This window comes from Pseudomonas sp. RIT623, assembly GCF_004519305.1.
GTDB lineage: Bacteria > Pseudomonadota > Gammaproteobacteria > Pseudomonadales > Pseudomonadaceae > Aquipseudomonas.
In genome coordinates this window covers 1-17,945 of the sequence record NZ_SOZA01000026.1, presented here as the reverse complement: position 1 = coordinate 17,945, position 17,945 = coordinate 1, and the positions used below count along the sequence as shown (strand labels likewise).

Genomic DNA, 17,945 nt, shown 5'->3' with positions numbered 1-17,945 from the left:
CAGAGGGATCTGCCGCCCCCGCCCGCGCGGCTCATTTGTTTCAGGGAAAGAAGAAGTCCGATGGTATCCCGCGCTTTGACCCTGGCGACCTTGCTCGCCGCCGTGCAGCTCACCGGCTGCTCGGTCTTTCGCAGCTACGACAGTGAATTGCAGGAGACCAACAAGCAGTTGGCCGCTGGCAACGTCGATGCCGCCCTCGCCCTGCTGGAAAACCACAACAAGGGCGAGCAGAAAGACCTGCTCTACTACTTCGAAAAAGGCGAGCTACTGCGCTCCAAGGGCGATCTCAAGGGCAGCCAGGACGCCTGGCGCGCCGCCGATAGCGTGGTGTTCCAATGGGAAGAGTCGGTCAAGCTCGACACCGACAAGTACCTCAGCCAGTTCGGCAGCTACCTGGTCAACGACAAGGTCCGCCGCTACGAAGGCTATGACTACGAAAAGGTCATGCTGACCACGCAGATGGCCTTGAACCTGCTGGCGCAGAACGATTTCGACGGTGCCCGCACCGAGATCAAGAAGACCCACGAGCGTGAAGCGGTGATCGCCGAGCTGCGCGACAAGGAGTACCTCAAGCGCGAGGAAGCCGCCGAGCAGGAAGGCATCAAGACCGAATACAAGGACCTGCAAGGCTACCCGGTCGCCAGCCTCGATGCACCGGAGGTGGTCAGCCTGAAGAACAGCTACCAGAGCGCCTTCAGCCACTACCTGTCCGGTTTCGTCTATGAAGCCCTGGGCGAAAAGGGCCTGGCCGCCCCCGGCTACCGCAAGGCCGCCGAACTGCGCCCGAACACCCCGCTGCTGGACCAGGCCCTGCTCGAGCTGGACAAGAACAGCGCCAAGGCCACTGAAAGCGACGTGCTGATCGTGGTGCAAAGCGGCCTGGCCCCGGCCCGTGACTCGATCCGCATCCCACTGCCGCTGCCGATCGAGGACAACCTGGTGATCACCCCGCTGTCGTTCCCGATCATGCGCGAGGACACCTCCACCGCGCACCTGGGCGAGATCCGCCTGGACGACCGCGCCCTGGCCCTGACTGCGCTCAACAGCACCAGCGCCATGTCGCGCCGGGCGCTGCGCGACGACATGCCGGGCATCATCCTGCGCACCAGCGTGCGCGCCATCAGCCGCGGCGTGGCACAGAAGAACCTGAACAAGGCCAACCCCATGGCCGGCCTGGTGGTGGGCATCGCCTCCACCGTGCTCGAAGGCGCCGACACCCGCACCTGGCGTACCCTGCCAGACCAGACCCAGGTGGCGCGGGTCCGTCTCAAGCCCGGCGAGCACCAGCTGAACCTGCCGTCGAACCTCGGTGGCACCCAGGTCAAGGTGAAGATCGACCGGCCCTACCAGGTGGTGAGCCTGCGCGTGGTCGGCAACCGTGTATTCGCTGGCGGCCCGGCCGTCGAAGTCACCCTGCAGGCCCCGGCGCAAGCCGTCGCCAGCCTCAAGTAAGCACAAGGATCGCACATGCGCAAAACATGCCTCGCCCTGGTCGCCGTCGCCCTGCTGGCCGGCTGCGCCACCCCGCCTCCCGCCCCCGGCAGCGCCGCCAGCAAGGTGGTGACCATGGGCCAGCTGGATGACATCGAGATCGGCCAGATGCGCTTCGCCCGGGAAAACGGCTTCCTCACCGTCAACGTGGCGCTGAACAACACCAGCCGCAGCAACCAGACCCTTTACTACCGCTTCGCCTGGCTGGGCGACGACGGCTTCCCGGTGGCCGACGAAGAAAGCTGGAAGGCCCTGCCGCTGTACGGCAAGCAGGCCAAGTTCCTGCCGGCCATTGCCCCCACCCCTGCCGCCCGCGACTTCCGCCTCGAAGTCCACACCCGGTAACCCCTTTCAGGAGCACGTTCCATGTTTGCACGCCTTTCCCTCGCCGCCATCGCCATTGCCCTGGTCAGCGGCTGCAGCACCCCATCGCCGGTCCTCGGCGGCAAGAACATCAGCTACGGCGACAGCAAGGCCGTCGAGCTGGTCACCAACGAGTTCGGTTCCACCGACCTGCAGATGATCGCCGAGAGCATGACCCGCTCCCTGGCCCAGTCCGGCGTGCTGCACGGCCGCCCGGTGGTGCAGGTGTACGACGTGAAGAACAAGACCAGCGAGTACATCGATACCCGCGAGATCACCACCTCGATCAAGACCCAGCTGATGAAGTCCGGCGTGGCGCGCTTCGCCAGCGACAACACCGACATGCAAAGCCAGGTCGACCAGCTCAAGCTGCAGAACCAAAGCGGCCTGTACAAGAAGAAGACCGTGGCCAAGACCGGCAACATGATTGCCGCCAAGTACCGCCTGGAAGGCTCGATCAGCTCCATCGTCAAGCGCAGCAGCGACTACAAGGACGTGTTCTACAAGTTCAGCCTGCAGCTGATCGACGTGGAAAGCGGCCTGGCCGAGTGGATGGACGAAAAAGAAATCCGCAAGACCACGGAGCGCTGATCGATGCGTGCATGGATGGCAATCATCGGCCTGGCCTGCGCCTTCGGTGCGCAGGCGGCCCCCAAGGTGGCGGTGACCGACCTGGCCTACCAGGCGCAGGTGGAGGAATACATCCACACCGTCAACGCCCAGAGCAGCGGCCAGGCCGGCATGTACCACGCCAGCGGCCAATCGAGCTACAGCGAGTACGAGAGCCTCAACAGCTATATCGAGCAGACCGAACTGCGCAAGTTCGGTGGCGACATCAAGGGTGAGATCCTCAAGACCGGCATGTTCCAGCTGGTCCAGGGCCGCCCCTATACCGCCGACTCGAAGGAAGACGTGTACGACGTGATCCGGCGCATCAAGAACGGCGCGTTCAAGGGCGCCGACTACGTGCTGTTCGGCACTCTGTCGGACATCGACTTCCAGCAGGACATCAACTCGCTGGACCACACCGACAGCTACTCGGCGGTGCTGGGCCTGACGGTGGTCGCCGACTTCAGCCTGATCAACACCCGCACCTACGAAATCACCTCGGCGTTCACCGCCATGGGTGAAGGGCAGGATACCAAGCTGGTGAAGGGCCAGGACCGCCGCGTGACGCTGAACCGCCCGCGGGTGGTGCGGGAGGTGTCGAAGGCGCTGGGCGAGGATGTGGCGCAGCAATTGGCCGAACAGCTCGGTGGCTCGGTGCCCGGGCAGCCGAAGCAGCCGCGTGGGCGGGACAACCTGCCGCCGGATGAACCGGCGCGGGTGTTGAACTAAGTACGCATTCCCTGTAGGAGCGGCCTCGTGTCGCGAAGCGGCCCCAGGGATTCAGCCGTGATGCACAAATCGCAGGGGCCGCTTTGCGGCCCTTTCGCGACACAAGGCCGCTCCTACAGGGGGCCGTATTCGCAGCCATCAAGGCCTGGCGCTGTTCTTCCAGCCGCCACCCAAGGCCAGGAACACCCCGATCTGCCCCATCGCCACCTGGCTGTTGGCCGCCGCCAGTTGCGCGCGGACATCGGTGTAGGTGCGGGTCGCCTGCAAGTCCGCCAGGAACGACTCGCGCCCGACCTGGTAGCGCAGGTGGGTCTGGTCCGCCGACTCTTTCGCCGAACGCTCGGCATCGGCCAGCGCATCACGCCGATCCAGCAGCGCGCTGTACTGCGCCAGGCGAGTCTGGGTCTCGCGAATGGCGTTGAGCACCACCCCGTCGAAATGCGCCAGCGCCGCCTGGGTCGAGGCCTCGGCCATGCGAATGCGCGCGCGGGTACCGTTGGTGGGGATGTTCCAGCTGATCTGCGGGCCAAAGCCCCAGCGATTGGTCGAAGGATCGCCAAGGTTCTTGGCCAGGCCGATGGTGCCAACCTGCGCGCCGATGCTGATATCCGGATACAACGCGCCAGTGGCCACGCCGATGGTCGCGGTGGCGGCGGCCAGCTGACGCTCGGCCTGGCGCACGTCGGGGCGGCGCTTGAGCAGCGCGGCGCCGTCGCCGATCGGGATCAGCTGCGTCAATTGTGGCAGCTCGGCGCAGTCGGTGGTGCCCGCCGGCAGTTGCTCGACCGGCTTGCCCAGCAGCGCGGCCAAGGTATACAAGCCGGCCTCGCGCTCTGCCTTGAAGCGCGGCAACTCGGCGCGCAGCGACTTGAACTGGGTCTGCGAACGGGTCACCTGGGTCTCGTCGCCACGGCCAGCGTCGCGCAGGCGTTGGGTCAGTTGCACGCTCTGCTGCTGCAAGTCCAGCGACTCATGGGCGATATGGTATTCCTCGTTGGCCGAGCATACCTGGGTATAGGCCTTGACCACGTCGGCCACCAGGGTGATGCGTGCGGTGTCGGCCGCGGCCTGCACAGCGTCGGCGTTGGCCTTGGCGGCCTCGGTGCCACGCTTGAAAGTGCCCCACAGGTCGAACTGGTAGCTGGCGCTGACAATGGCCTCGCCGATGTTGCCCACCGGCACCTTCTCTGGCAGCAGGAAGGCTTCGCCGGACTCCTGCAGGCGCTGGGCGGCCAGCTTGACGCCACCGTTGAAGCCGCCTTGCGACTCGGCCACTTCCACCTGGGCACGGGCCTTGGCGATGTTGGCGGCAGCCACGCGCAGTTCGGTGTTGGCGCTCAGCGCCTGGCGCACCAGCTCGTTGAGCCGTTGATCCTGGTACAGCTGCCACCAGTCCTCGGGCACCGGCGCCGAGACCACGCTGTCGGCGTCCTGGCGCAGCGGGCCATTGAGGTCATCACGCTGCACCGCGGCGTCCTTGGGCAACTGGTAGTCGGGGCCGACCATCATGCAGGCGCCGAGGGACAGGCACAGCCCCGCCAGGATCAGCTGTTTCATGGACGTTGCCCCTCGATGATCGACACCGTGGCGGTACGCCCGGCGATCATGCGGAAGTCTTGCGGCACTTCATCGAAGGCGATGCGCACGGGGATGCGCTGGGCCAGGCGCACCCAGCTGAACGCCGGGTTGACGTTGGGCAGCAGGTTGGCGCCGCTGCTGCGGTCGCGGTCCTCGATGCCGGCGGCCAGGCTCTGCACGCGGCCACGCAGGCGGGTGGTGTCGCCCATCACGCGGATGTCCACGGCATCGCCGATATGAATACCGCCCAGCTTGGTTTCCTCGAAGTAGCCATCGACATGGTAAGAGGCGCTGTCTACCACCGACAGCACGGGCCGCCCGGCGCTGACGAACTCGTGGGCGCGCGGCGCGCGATCGTTGAGGTAGCCGTCCACCGGGCTGCGCACCACCGAACGGTCGAGGTTGAGCTGGGCGACGTCGACCTGCACCTGGGCCTCGTTGACCGCCGAGCGGGCGCGGGCCTCGCGGGACTGGCTCTCTTCCAACTGCTCGGCCGCCACCAGGTTGCCCAGCTTGCGATTGCGCTGCGCCTCGCGGGAAGCCTGGGCCAGGGTTTCCTGGCGCTCGGCCAGGGTCGCCTTGGCCTGGCGCAGGGCCAGGGTGAAGCGGTCCTGGTCGATGGTGAACAGCACATCGCCACGCTTGATGGTCTGGTTGTCGCGCACCTCGACCTGCTGGATCAGCCCAGACACATCGGGGGCGATCTGGATCACATCCGCGCGGATATGGCCGTCGCGGGTCCAGGGGGCGAACATGTAGTACACCACCATCTGCCACACGAGCACGGCGGCGAAGGTCACTACCAGCAGGGTCAGGACCACGCGGCCCAGGGTCAGCAAAGGTTTTTTCATGGCAGCATCAGGCTTCGGCAAAAGTGGTCCACCGCGCCAAGCAGCACGGCATACAGGGCAACGTTGAACAACGCCCGGTGCCAGACCAGGCGGTAGAAGTGCAGGCGCACCAGCACCGCGTGCACCCCAAGAAACAACAGGTAGGTGCCAAACATCATCACCAGCAGCGTGGGCAGGAACACCCCGCTGATATCCAGTTCACCGATCACAGGGGCGCTCCGTCGAGGCCGGGGGGCAGTTGCGTTTGTTCGGCAGGCTCGAGCATCACTTCCACGCCCGGCAACAGCGCCAGGCGCAGGCCGCTCAGGGCATGCAGCAGGTGGGTGCGGGCATCGCCGCGTTCATGCAGCTCATCGAGGTTCAGCGCCAGGCGTGCGCGCTCCATGTTGCGCAGCAACGCCGCCGGGGCGTGCAGGCGTTCGCCTTGGCGCAGGCAGGCGGCGTAATGGCCGCCGACTTCCTCGATCACCGTCTGCAGGCGCTGGCGGGCCTGTTGGCCGGCACGCGGCAGGTAGGCCAGCAGATCGAGCAGGTTCAAGCCCACGCGCAGGTCGCGCAGCGCCACGCCGCTGTCCTGGCCGGTCTGCGACAGCCGCGGCAGGTGCTGCATCAGGCGATCGAGCAACTGCACGCCAACCTGGCGGTGCTCGGCCAGGGTCGCCGGCTCGGTCATCTCGACGATGTCGCGCCAGACGAAGCGGGTCATGCGCTTGGCCGCCAGTTCGACGCCGAACGGGCGCACCACCAAGGTCCAGATGAAGGCGAACAGCAGCCCCACCGGCCCCGCCAGGTTGGCGTTGATGAAAGTGAAGAAGTCGGCGTCGTAGGCGCCCTGGATACTGATGAAGGTCGAGGTGTTGACGATGGTCAGCAACGTTCCCAGGTAGAAACGCGGCTGTACGGTCAAGGTGCCGATGCAGATGAACGGCACGGCGAAGGCCAGCACCAGCATCGGGAAGTCGTGCAGGTTGGGCAGCACCAGGAACAGGTACAGACTGGAGAAGATCACCGACATCAAGGTCCAGAAGAAGAACCGGTAGATCTGCGGGGCCGGGTCATCCATGGCGGCGAAGAAGCTGCACGACACCGCGGCGAGGATCACCGCGCTGGCGCCGTCGTTCCAGCCCAGGCCGATCCACAGCCCGCAGGCGACGATGATGGCGGTGACGGTGGAAAACACCGAGTAGAGCATCAGGCCACGGTCGAAGAACGGCGTCAGCCGGCCCAGGCGCCAGTGGCGGTAGACCGCGCGCCAGGGTGTGGCGTCGTCCTTGCGCAAGGCATGCTGCAAGGTGCAGCAGTCCTGCCACAGGTCGACCCATTCGGTCAGCCGGTAGAGGGCGTTGGACAGCAGCAACTGATCGCGCTGGTCGAGCGCCGCGGCGCCAGGCTGCAGGCGGTCGATCTGCTCGTGCAGGGCGGTCCAGCGTGCCACCGAGGCGCTTTCGGCAGTACCCTTGAGCCATTCGCGGGCCTGCCCGAGCACTGGCTGCAACAGGGCGAACTGCGCCGGCGCGCGGCTTTCCAGGGCCACCAGGGCGTCGTCCAGGGCGTCGATCACCGGCAGCAGGTGGATCATCCGCCCACGCAGTTCGCGGGCATTCTTCAGCGTGTGCGGGCCGGCACCTTCATGGCTGAGCTGGCCGATCATCGGTTCCAGCGTATTGAAGGTGGCGACCATCGCACCACGCATGCCGCCAACCTTGTCGGCGCTGACTTCACGGGCAAGATAGGTGTCGCTGTAGCGGATCGCCTCGGCGAACCAGTTGCTGGCCGAGCCCAGCACCACCGGTGCCAGCCGTCGTGGCCAGAATACCGCGCCGACCACTGCGGCGCAGACGATCCCCAGGCAGATCTCCTGGGCCCGGGAAGAGGCCACATCGAACACTGCCAGCGGATTGTCGACCACGGCCAGGGCGATCATCGGCAAGGTGTAGCCGGCCAGCATCAGCACGTAGTTGTTGGCGGTGCGCAGGTTCAGCGAGAGGAACAGCAAGGTGCCGGTCCACAGGGCGATGGCGATGCTCAGCAGCAATGGCGACTGCACCAGCGGCGGGACCAGCAGGATCGCCCCGCCGGCCCCAAGCAAGGTGCCCAGGGCGCGATACAGGGCCTTGGAGGTGGTCGGACCGAGGAACGGGCTGGAGACGATGTACACCGTGGCCATGGCCCAGTACGGGCGCGGCAGCTGCATCAGCAAGGCGATGTACAGGGCAATCATCGAGGCGGCGAAGGTTCGTACGCCGTAGAACCAGTCGCGGGCCGGGGGCACCGAGCTGAAGAAGCCGTTCATGCTGGCAGGCCCGCCTCTTCGAAGGCGCGGATCACCCGCAGGGTGGCTTCCAGGTCGGCCTGGTCGATGCCGGCGAGCACGTCGCGGCGCAAGCGCACCAGCTCGCCTTCGATCGACTCGGCAAGCACGCGCCCTGTCGGGGTCAGGCTCAGGGCCTTGGCCCGACGGTCCAGCGGGTCTTCGCTGCGACACACCAGGCCGGCCTTGCACAGCTGGTCGAGCAGGCGCACCAACGACGGGCTCTCGAGGCCTGCGGCCTGGGCCACGGCCACCTGATGTACGCCATCGCCAAGACGCACGATCATCAGTAGCGGCACGGCACAGGCTTCGGAAATGCCATAGCCGGTCAGGGCCCCCTGGCACAGGCGACGCCAATGCCGGGCGGCCACGACCATGCCGCTGCTGATTTTCAGGTGCAGTGCGTCGAGTGACATATGGGAACCGAAGATATTCATAGTTTGCTAACTATCAATATACGCCCTGCCCTCCCCCCTTCGTCAACCGGGGGCGACGGAGGGACAAGATGAAAGGTTGTTCATCAAGCCATGCGCGAACTTTGTAGGAGCGGCCTTGTGCCGCGAAAGGGCCGCGAAGCGGCCCCAGCGATTTCAGGTTAATGCGCGAACACGGGGCGCTTCGCACCCCTTTCGCGGCACAAGGCCGCTCCTACAGGGAACGCATCGCACCTTGCCTCACGGCTGGATCTGGTCTTCCAGCTTCATGGTCAACGCCAGTTTACTGCCCAGCTTGATGGCCTGGTCACGCCAGCCTAGGTAGCGCACCGCGTCGCGGCTGCTGAAGTACACCGCCAACTCCTCGGCGGCATGCATCACCCCGGTCGCCGCTGCCAGCTCCAGCCAGTACAACCCGGCCCGGGTCTCCGCCTCCACGTTCACACCGTGCAGCAAGCGATAGCCCACCTCGAAACGGCAGCGTTTCTCACCACGCTGGGCGCCACGCAGGAACCACTGGTAGGCCTCGAGCGGGTCGACCTGCCACACCTGGTCACCATCGCAGACCTCTTCCTCGTACAGGTCGCCCAAGGCCGCCGCGGCATGCACCATGCCGCGCTCGAAGGCATGCCGGTAGTACTCCGCCGCATTGGCGTAGCTGACCTGCACGCCCTTGCCGAAGTAGTGCTGCTGCCCCAGGTTGAACCAGGCCGCTGCATTGCCCTGCAAGGCCGCCATGCGCAGCAGGTGGCCGGCCAGCGAAGTGTCGCCGCGCCAGTACTTGCCATTGAGCCAGATCCAGCCCAGGTCATTGAGCGCCGCCACGTTGCCCAGCAGGGCCTGGCGACACAGGTCGTGGTACACCGCCTGCAAGTCGACTGCTTCATCCAGGCGATCGATCAGGCCGAAACGCTCCCCGGGCAGTGCCTGCTGGCTGGGCATGCCGACCCCGGCGAACAGCCGGTGACGCTGGCCCGGGCGCGCCGGCGCCGGGACGATCCGCTCGGGAAGCAGCCGGGCAAGCAGCGAATGGATATTGCTGGCGGCAGACATGTTCATCCTCATTGAACGACCCACAGCTCCAACCTCCACTGTGTTGAGGCGTGATTCTGCGCGATGGCACGACAAAACCTGTCGCGAACGATTCAAAGCCAGGCAACCAATTGCCGCTTCCTTGATCTGAGCAGGGCTGTGGCCAATTGCCATGCCCCGCCCGTGCCGCCATCCTATGCCGGCAAGCCTAGACAAGGACGTTTCCTTTTGCCGTTCGCCACCACCCGCGCCACCCTCAGCCGACAATGGGCGCTGCTGCGCCAGTTGCCCAGTCGCTCCCCCGGGATCACCAGTGCCGAACTGGTGTGGCGCCTGCGTGACGTGGGTTTCAGTGTCAGCAAGCGCACGGTCGAGCGTGACCTCAACGAGCTGTCGTTGATCTTCCCGCTGGAGCGCAACGACAAGAGCATTCCGTTTGGCTGGCACTGGTCGGCCACTGCCGGCAGCGAGTTGCGCGGCAATTTCGACCTGCACGGTTACCTGCGCGGCGACACGTTGCAGCCTGGGCAGGAGGACGGTATCGAGTTGCGGGCGTGGATCAGCGACCTGCTGGCGCGGCGCCTGCGCGAGGCACCGCTGACCGGCGACATGCAGCTGACGGCCCTGGAGCAGGGCCACAGGCTGCGCGCGACCGTGGCCGACGGTTGGTCGTTGCGCTGGTGGCTGCTGAGCCAGGGGGATGGGCTGGTGGTGGAGGCGCCGCAGGCGCTGCGCGAGGAGATCGCGCGTACCCTGGCCTCGGCGGCCGCGCAGTACCTGAAATAATCGCAGGCAAGCCCCGCCAAGGCTGGCGCCTGCGGACAAAGACCGGGCAATCCCCCTTAAGCCGTAGGCGCCAGCTTGCTGGCGAACCAGGCGACGCAGCGGCTGCCACCTACGGCGGGGAACCTAATCCCCATCAGCGCTCGCGCAGCGCCTCGCTACGGGCCTTGATGATCGGCTTGAGCAGGTAACTCATGATGGTCTTCTTGCCGGTCATGATGTCCACCGTGGCGACCATCCCCGGGATGATCAGCAGCGGCTTCTCCTCGGTGCCCAGGTGGCTCTTCTCGGTGCGCAGCTTGATCACGTAGTAGGTGGTCTTCTTGTCCTCGTCGGTGATGGTGTCGGCACCGATCTGCTCGAGCTTGGCCTTGAGCCCGCCATAGATGGTGTAGTCGTAGGCGGTGAACTTGACCGTGGCTTCCTGGCCAGGGTGCAGGAAAGCGATGTCCTTGGGCAGGATCTTCGCCTCCACCACCAGGGTGTCGTCCAGCGGCACGATCTCGATGATGTCGCTGCCCGGCTGGATCACCCCGCCGATGGTGTTGACCAGCAACTGCTTGACGATGCCACGCACCGGCGAGGTGACCATGGTGCGGTGCACCCGGTCGTCCAGGGCCTTGCTGGTGGCGGTGGCCTTGTTCAACTCGGTCCGGGCCTCGTTGAGCTGGGTCAGCGCCTCGCTGCGGAACTTGCCGCGGGTCTCTTCGATCTTGCTTTGGACTTCCTTGATCGCCGCCTCGGCACGGGGAATGGCCAGGGCGGTGGAGTCCATCTGGCCACGGTTCTCGACCTCGGCGCGGCGCAGGCGCAGCACCTCGACCTGGGAGATCGCGCCCTGGGCCACCAGAGGCTCGGACATGGCGATTTCCTGGCGCAGCAGCTGCAGGCTGTTGGCGTACTGGGCGCGCTTGGAGTTGAACTCACGCAGTTCCTGCTGCTTCTGCACCAACTGCTGTTGCAGGCCACCGATCTCGTCCTGCAACTGCTGGCGTCGGCTCAGGTACAGCGACTGTTCGTTGGCCGCCTGGCTCGGCGCGGCCTTGCGCAGCTCCTCGTCGATCTGCAGCGGCTTGTCCTCGACCTCGGCGTTCAGGCGCTGCACGCGCAGGGCCATGGCCAGACGCGAGGCCTCGGTCTCGTCGACGTTGGAGGCGAAGCGGGTTTCATCCAGGCGCAGCAGCGGCTGGCCAACTTCGACGACCTCCCCTTCCTTGGCGAAGATCTCGGCGACGATCCCGCCCTCGAGGTTCTGGATTTTCTGCACCTTGGACGACGGGATCGCCTTGCCCTCGCCGCGTGTCACTTCGTCGATGGGCGCCACGCTGGCCCAGACGATCAGGAACAGGAAGAACGCGATCACGCCCCAGATGGTCAGGCGCACCACCCGTGGCGCGTCCTCGATCAGCGCCTTGTTGACCTCGGGCAGGGGCTGCCCGGCCAGCGACTCGGAGCCTTTGAAATAACGGCGCAGGCTGTCCTTGAAACGCCCCATATCCAGCTTATGCAACACTGATCTGCCCCTTCTTCAGCGCATCCATGACGGCGGCTTTCGGGCCATCCGCGACAATCTGTCCACGATCGATGACGATCAGCCGGTCCACCAGCGACAACAGCGAGGCGCGGTGGGTGACCAGCAACACGGTCTTGCCTTCGACAACCGCCGCCAGGCGCTGCTTGAGGCGCTCCTCGCCGGTGTTGTCCATGGCGCTGGTGGGTTCGTCGAGCAACAGGATCTGCGGGTTGAGCAACAGCGCCCGGCCCAGGGCGACGTTCTGCCGCTGGCCGCCGGAGAGGTTCTGGCCCCGCTCGCCAACCTGCAGCTCGTAGCCGTCGGGGTGCAGGCGGGCGAATTCGTGCACGCCGGCCAGCTCGGCGGCCTGCAGGATCAGCTCATCCTCGATGTAGCGAGCACCGCTGACCAGGTTGTCACGCAGGGTGCCGGCCAGCAGCTGGATGTCCTGGGGCACGTAGCCGATGTTGTGGCGCAGTTCGCTGACGTCGATCTGGCGAATGTCCACGCCATCGACCAGCAGCGAGCCGTTGTCCGGCTCGTACAAACCGACGATCAGCTTGGCCAGCGAACTCTTGCCCGAGCCGCTGCGGCCGATGATGCCGACCTTCTCGCCTGGGCGAATGCTCAGGTTGATGCCCTTGAGCGCCTGGTTCTGCTGGTTCGGGTAGGTGAACTCGACACCGCGGAACTCAATGGCGCCCTGCAGCACCTGACGGCTCAGCGGGCGTTCCTCGAAGTTGCGCTCCTGGGGCAGCTCCATCATCTGGTCGGTGGCGACCATGGTCACCTTGGCTTGCTGGTAGCGGGCCAGCAGGCCGTTCAGCGAGCCCAGCGGGCCGAGGGCGCGGCCGCTGAGCATGTAGCAGGCCACCAGGCCGCCCATGCTGAGGTTGCCGTCGATGATCAGGTACACGCCCACGCAGATCATCGCCACGCCGGCCAGTTGCTGGATCAACGCGGTGATGTTCATGGCCAGGCCCGACAGCACCTTGACCCGCAGTTCCAGGCGGCTGAGGGTGCCGAGGGTCTGCTCCCACATGTACTGGCGCTCGCTTTCGGCGTTGTTGACCTTGACCGCGTCCAGCCCGGCGAGGGTTTCGATCAGGCTCGACTGGCGCTCGGAGGCCAGCGCCATGGTGCGTTCCATGGTCGCCATCAACGGTTTCTGCAGGGCATAGCCGATACCCAGGGCCAATGGGAAGGCCAAAATCGGGATCCACACCAGGTGCCCGCCGATAATGGCGATGACCATGAGGATCAGGAAGGTGAACGGCAGGTCGATCAGGCTGGTCAGGGTCAGCGAGGCGAGGAAGTCGCGCAGGCCCTGGAACTCGTGGATGTTCTGGGCGAAGCTACCGACCCGCGCCGGGCGGTACTTCATGGCCATGCCGACGATGCGCTCGAACAGCGTCGCCGAGATGATCAGGTCGGTCTTCTTGCCGGCCAGGTCCAGGCACAGGCTGCGCAGGCCCTTGAGGATCAGGTCGAAGACGTAGGCGCCGGCGATGCCGACCGCCAGCACCCACAGGGTCGAGGTGGCCTGGTTGGGCACCACGCGGTCGTACACGTTCATCACGAACAGCGGCGCGGCCAGGGCGATCAGGTTGATCACCAGACTGGCGGCGATGGCATCGATGTACAGCCACTTGCTGCGCAGCAGGGTGTCACGGAACCACGAGCGCGCCCGTGGAATCAGGTTGCCGTGGTTGACGTCGAACTTGTGCTGCGGCTGGGCGAAGAACACCTTGCCGCTATAGTCGCCCTGCAAGGCTTCGCGGGTCACCAGCACCTCGCCGCCGTCGCTTTCGCTGAGCAGCAGGCGCGCGGTGTCGTCGTTCTCCCAGCCCAGCAGGACGGCGCAGCGGCCTTCCTTGAGCAGCAGCATGGCCGGCATGGCGATGCCCGGGATCTGCTCCAGCTTGCGCTGCAGCAACCGCCCCTGCAGCCCGGCGCGAGCGGCGGCACGGGGTAGCAGCTCGGCGGTCAGGCGCTGGGAGGGCAAGGGTAGCCCTGTGGTCAGCATGGCCCGGCTGGCGGGCTTCTGATGCAGGACACACAGGGTCAGCAGACTGTCCAGCAGCGGGTCGTCATGCTGACTGCGTGGATCGTGGCTGAGTTGGACTCGACTGACTTCGGATTCCACGCGGCGCTCTCTTCATCCTTGCGGGGTTGGTTCAAGGCGCCTTTCAGTTCATGCCTGGCAGGTTCACCTTGGGTTTCAGGTCGTTCTGCACAACGGCGGCCATCGGGGCTACGACACCCTGGCTCTTGAGCAGTTGGCCAATGGTCGCCTTGATTCGGTACTGAGTAAACATTTGCGTGTTCTTCACCTCTACCAGACGACGCTGGGCAGTGAAGGTTTCATTCTCGCTGTCGAGCAGATCGAGCAGGGTTCGCTCGCCCAGGCTGAACTGCTGCTGGTAGGCGCTGCGCACGCGGTTGCTGTGATCGACGTACTGCTGGGCGATCGGCACCTGGGCGTTGGCGTTGTCCAGAGCATTCCATGCCAAGCCTAACTCCTCATTGAGCTGGCGCAAGGCGTTGTTGCGAATATCCAGGGCTTGGTTGGCCAGGTACGACTTCGACTCGAGGTCGGCCTTGTTGCTGCCGCCGGCGTACAGGTTGAAGTTCATGCGCAGCATGGCCTGCCACTCGTTGTTGTGGCCGACGGCGCCGTCGAGGTTGTTGTCGGCGGTACGGCCGAGCTCGGCGTCGAAGCGCGGGTAGAAGGTGGACTTGGCCGCGTCGTACTGTTTCTCGGCGGCGGCGATGTCCGACTCGGCCGAACGCAGTATCGGGCTGAACTCGATCAGTTGGTGACGCGCTTCGTCGAGGGTCGCCGGCAGCAGGTCGACAAATGGCGCAGGCGTGCTTAACTCGTCCGGCATTTGCCCGACGACGCTGAGGTAGTTGGTGTTGGCGTCGGCCAGGTTGGTCTGCTCGGTGATCAGGTTGTTGCGTGCCTGGGCCTGGCGCGCCTCGGCCTGGTCGAGGTCGGCCATGCGCCCCACCCCGCGGCTGGTACGCAGCTTGATCTGGTCGAGGATGCGATCATGGTTGCGCAGGTTGTCTTCGGCCAGGCGCACCATCTCGCGACGGGCCAGCACATCCAGGTAGACCTGAGCAACGGTCAGCGCGGTGCGCTCGGAGGTACCCAGCAGCGAATAGGCGCGGGCATTGACGGTGGCTTGTTGACGCCCGACTTCGCTGGAGGTGGCAAAACCGTCAAAAACCATTTGCCGCAGGCGAATGGCCGACTCGCCACGGGTGAGCGTTTCCCAGCGGTTGCGGGTGCTGGGGCTGTCGGTGCCTTCCCGACCGTAACCGGCTGTCACATCGACCCGCGGCAAATAGCCGCCCTGGGCAGCACGCAATTGGTAATCCGCAGCCGTGCGGGCGTTCACCCCGGCCTGGATTTCCGGGTGCACCTCGAGGGCTTTTTGCATGGCTTCGGGCAAGGATTGTGCTTGAACGAATGTGGCGGCGAGAGCGAAAGGAAGAGCGGTGAACAGTGACGCACGCATGTTTGCTGGTTCCCGAGAGAGCTGTTGTCCTAAATCACAGCCGAAGCTGTCCCTGCCTTGGAAAATGGCAAGCCCTGATCCTGTGGGTAGGAAACTTCCGAATAGGCAGTGCGATTAATACGAAAGAGAGGGCTGTGGCTGGCCAAATATCAATGTGACATTACCTCGACGATTGTTTAGGATGGCAGCCAGAAGGTCAATAGTTTGGCATAAACTTAATAGCCATAAATTATAGACGTAAAATTGACGCAAGTCAGCGTCAAAAACATTATTGAAACATTCCATCAGTCGCCGCCTCACGCGCGAGCAGGCATGGAAGCCAACTGAACGGGTAGTCCGGAGAGTCCAATGAGCACTGTTGTTGCCATCGTCAAAAGCATTGTTGGCCAAGTCATCGCAGTTTCCCCAGAAGGCATCCGGCGCGTACTCATCGAAGGCGACCGTCTGTTCGCCGGCGAGCAGGTAGATACCGGCGCCGGTGGCGCGGTGTCCTTGGAATTGGCCGACGGCCGCGTGCTCGACCTGGGCCGCGACACCCAATGGAGTGCCGACACCCCCGACAGCAGCACCGACCTGAGCCAGGCCAGCGCCCAGGCGGCGCCTTCGGTCGAAGAGCTGCAGCAGGCCATCGCCGCTGGCGTCGACCCCACCACCGAACTGGAAGCCACCGCCGCGGGCCCATCCGCCGCGGGTGGCGGTGCGGCGGGTGGCGGCCACAGTTTCGTGATGCTGCAGGAGACCGCCGGCGTGGTCGACCCGAGCATTGGCTTCCCGACCGGTCCGATCGGTTTCGGCAACGGCCAGGGCAGCGAAGAAGTGGGCGGGCTGGACGCCAACGGTACCAATACCACCAGCAATGCCCCCAGCGTCACCGGCCTGACCCTGAACGCCACCCCCACGATCACCGAGGCGGGTGGCGTGATCGTCTATACCGCCACCGTCGGCCAGCCACCGCTGAGCAACCTGACCGTCACCTTGTCCAACGGCGCGGTGATCGTCATTCCAGCGGGCCAGACCACCGGTAGCGTTAACGTCACCATTGCCCCGAACGACACACCCTATATCGACGGCGGCCAGATCTCCGCCAACATCACCGGCACCACGGGCGGCAACGGCCTGGTCATCACGCCGAACACCACCCCGGCAGTGACCCAGGTCACCGACACCATCGACACCACCACCGCCACCCTGACCGCGACCCCGAGCGTCACCGAAGGCGGCGTGATCACCTACACCGTGACCCTGACCAACCCGGCGCAGACCCCGGTGACCGTCACCCTGTCCAATGACCAGACCGTCACCATCGAAGCCGGCAAGTCGTCGGGCAGTGTCGATTTCCAGACCCCGCCCAACGATGTCTACAACAATGGCAGCACCGTCAGCACCACGATCACGGGGGCAACGGGCGGCAACTTCGAGAATCTGGTGGCGAACCCGACGCCAGCGCAAACCGTCATCAGCGACTCGGTGGACACCACCAGCGCCACCCTGACCGCCACCCCGAGCGTCACTGAAGGCGGCGTGATCACCTACACCGTGACCCTGAGCAATCCGGCCCAGACCGAGGTGACCGTCACCCTGTCCAACGGCCAGACCGTCACCGTCAAGGCCGGCGAAAGCACCGGCAGTGTAGAGTTCCAGACCCCAGCCAACGACGTGTTCGTCAATGGCAGCACCGTCAGCACCACCATTACCGGCGCCACAGGCGGCAACTTCGAGAGCCTGGTGCCGAACAAGACGCCAGCCCAGACCGAAATCAAGGACAGCATCGATACCGTGACGGTCAATATCGCCAGCAACGGCGATGTGAGCGAAGCACAACAGCCGACCTTCACCGTGTCGGTTAGCCAGAAGCTCGACCACGACCTGACCGTTACCCTGTCCAACGGTGACAAGGTGGTGATCAAGGCTGGCCAGACCGAAGCGACCTACAGCCTGCCGGCCCAGGGCGACGACGTGTTCAAGGACGGGGGTTCCGTGACCCTTGGCGTGACCGATGCCAGCGTCTCGGGCAAGACCTTCGAACACCTGGAGCTGGGTGGCGATGCCACCGTGCAGATCACTGACACCATCAGTGAAGTGGTTGCAACCCTGACGGCGGACAAGACCACCGTCTCCGAGGGTGGCCAGATCACCTACACCGTGACTCTGACCAACGGCCAAGGTTTGTCGGTCGTCGGCCACAATGGCCTGACTTTCACCTTGAGCGATGGCACCAAAGTCACCATCCCCGCTGGCAGCGCCACCGGTACCATTACCGTCAATGCGCCTGATGATGTGTTCGTCGGCGGTCAACCGACCATCGTCAACAAACTGGAAGGTGTCACTGGCGCGGATAACTTCGAAAAACTCACCCTCGGCAAAGAGGAAGTGAAGACCGAAGTCACCGACGAGCCAGGCACCGGCACTCCGGGCACCGACAACCAGGGCGACAAAGTCTCGGTCACTATCGTCAGCAAAGGCGATGTCACCGAAGACCAACAGCCGGCCTTCACCGTCAAAGTCAGCCAGAAACTGGATCACGACCTGACCGTCACCCTGTCCAATGGCGACAAGGTGGTGATCAAGGCTGGTGAAACCGAAACCGAGTACAAGGCCAAAGCCCAGGGCGATGACGTCTTCAAGGACGGCGACACCCTGACTGTCGGCATTACCGATGCTGTAGTGGATGGCAAGACCTTCGAGAATCTGGAACTGGGCGGCGACGCCAGCGTGCAGATCACC

The 17,945-nt window shown here is 64.9% G+C and carries 15 protein-coding genes; 6 read left to right on the top strand and 9 right to left on the bottom strand.

The annotated features are described in order from the left end of the window. The first annotated feature begins 60 nt into the window (after positions 1-60). The 4 genes from E3U47_RS17165 to E3U47_RS17150 are packed head-to-tail and all read left to right on the top strand — an operon-like array spanning position 61 to position 3,192. Complete coding sequence (locus E3U47_RS17165) at positions 61-1,452, top strand: COG3014 family protein (RefSeq protein ID WP_134692871.1); 1,392 nt, start codon at positions 61-63, stop codon at positions 1,450-1,452. A 15-nt stretch (positions 1,453-1,467) separates the two neighbouring features. After that, entirely contained in the window at positions 1,468-1,836 is a 369-nt protein-coding gene (locus E3U47_RS17160; protein ID WP_134692870.1) for a YcfL family protein, read from the top strand. Positions 1,837-1,857: 21 nt separating this feature from the next. After that, positions 1,858-2,445: a penicillin-binding protein activator LpoB gene (gene lpoB, locus E3U47_RS17155; RefSeq protein ID WP_134692869.1), complete on the top strand. Its 588-nt coding sequence runs from the start codon at positions 1,858-1,860 to the stop codon at positions 2,443-2,445. A gap of 3 nt (positions 2,446-2,448) precedes the next feature. Further along, a complete protein-coding gene (locus E3U47_RS17150) occupies positions 2,449-3,192 on the top strand; it encodes a penicillin-binding protein activator LpoB (RefSeq protein WP_134692868.1) in 744 nt (247 codons plus the stop codon). 138 nt (positions 3,193-3,330) lie between these two features. On the opposite strand, the gene E3U47_RS17145 is transcribed toward E3U47_RS17150, so the two are convergent. The 6 genes from E3U47_RS17145 to E3U47_RS17120 form a co-directional block, all read right to left on the bottom strand. Beyond that, positions 3,331-4,749 (bottom strand): efflux transporter outer membrane subunit, encoded by a 1,419-nt coding sequence (locus tag E3U47_RS17145; RefSeq protein ID WP_134692867.1) that lies wholly within the window; start codon positions 4,747-4,749, stop codon positions 3,331-3,333. After that, positions 4,746-5,621 (bottom strand): HlyD family secretion protein, encoded by an 876-nt coding sequence (locus E3U47_RS17140; protein WP_134692866.1) that lies wholly within the window; start codon positions 5,619-5,621, stop codon positions 4,746-4,748. Before E3U47_RS17140 ends, E3U47_RS17145 begins: the two co-directional genes overlap by 4 nt. Continuing rightward, positions 5,618-5,830 (bottom strand): DUF1656 domain-containing protein, encoded by a 213-nt coding sequence (locus tag E3U47_RS17135; RefSeq protein ID WP_016392395.1) that lies wholly within the window; start codon positions 5,828-5,830, stop codon positions 5,618-5,620. Before E3U47_RS17135 ends, E3U47_RS17140 begins: the two co-directional genes overlap by 4 nt. After that, the gene (locus E3U47_RS17130) at positions 5,827-7,914 is read right to left on the bottom strand and encodes an FUSC family protein (protein WP_134692865.1); all 2,088 of its coding nucleotides are present in this window, start codon (positions 7,912-7,914) and stop codon (positions 5,827-5,829) included. The genes E3U47_RS17135 and E3U47_RS17130 overlap by 4 nt, the downstream gene beginning before the upstream one ends. Beyond that, a complete protein-coding gene (locus E3U47_RS17125; protein WP_134692864.1) occupies positions 7,911-8,348 on the bottom strand; it encodes a MarR family winged helix-turn-helix transcriptional regulator in 438 nt (145 codons plus the stop codon). Before E3U47_RS17125 ends, E3U47_RS17130 begins: the two co-directional genes overlap by 4 nt. Before the next feature lie 258 nt (positions 8,349-8,606). Continuing rightward, positions 8,607-9,419 carry a tetratricopeptide repeat protein gene (locus E3U47_RS17120; protein WP_134692863.1) on the bottom strand — a complete coding sequence of 271 codons (813 nt, stop codon included), beginning with the start codon at positions 9,417-9,419 and terminating at the stop codon, positions 8,607-8,609. A 207-nt stretch (positions 9,420-9,626) separates the two neighbouring features. Here E3U47_RS17120 and E3U47_RS17115 point away from each other — a divergent pair, with 207 nt between their 5' ends. Further along, positions 9,627-10,184: a WYL domain-containing protein gene (locus E3U47_RS17115; protein WP_134692862.1), complete on the top strand. Its 558-nt coding sequence runs from the start codon at positions 9,627-9,629 to the stop codon at positions 10,182-10,184. Positions 10,185-10,317: 133 nt separating this feature from the next. On the opposite strand, the gene E3U47_RS17110 is transcribed toward E3U47_RS17115, so the two are convergent. Genes E3U47_RS17110 through E3U47_RS17100 form a run of 3 tightly spaced genes read right to left on the bottom strand, consistent with a single transcriptional unit; the run spans position 10,318 to position 15,221 of the window. Then, positions 10,318-11,676, bottom strand: coding sequence for an HlyD family type I secretion periplasmic adaptor subunit (locus E3U47_RS17110; RefSeq protein WP_177414250.1), 1,359 nt, complete (start codon positions 11,674-11,676; stop codon positions 10,318-10,320). Positions 11,677-11,683: 7 nt separating this feature from the next. Then, complete coding sequence (locus E3U47_RS17105; RefSeq protein ID WP_134692860.1) at positions 11,684-13,840, bottom strand: type I secretion system permease/ATPase; 2,157 nt, start codon at positions 13,838-13,840, stop codon at positions 11,684-11,686. A 43-nt stretch (positions 13,841-13,883) separates the two neighbouring features. Continuing rightward, positions 13,884-15,221, bottom strand: a complete 1,338-nt coding sequence (locus tag E3U47_RS17100; RefSeq protein WP_134692859.1) for a TolC family outer membrane protein — start codon at positions 15,219-15,221, stop codon at positions 13,884-13,886. Positions 15,222-15,569: 348 nt separating this feature from the next. Between E3U47_RS17100 and E3U47_RS17095 the strand changes: the two genes are divergently transcribed. Beyond that, on the top strand, positions 15,570-17,945 hold a 2,376-nt coding region (locus E3U47_RS17095; protein ID WP_134692858.1), incomplete at its 3' end, for a retention module-containing protein.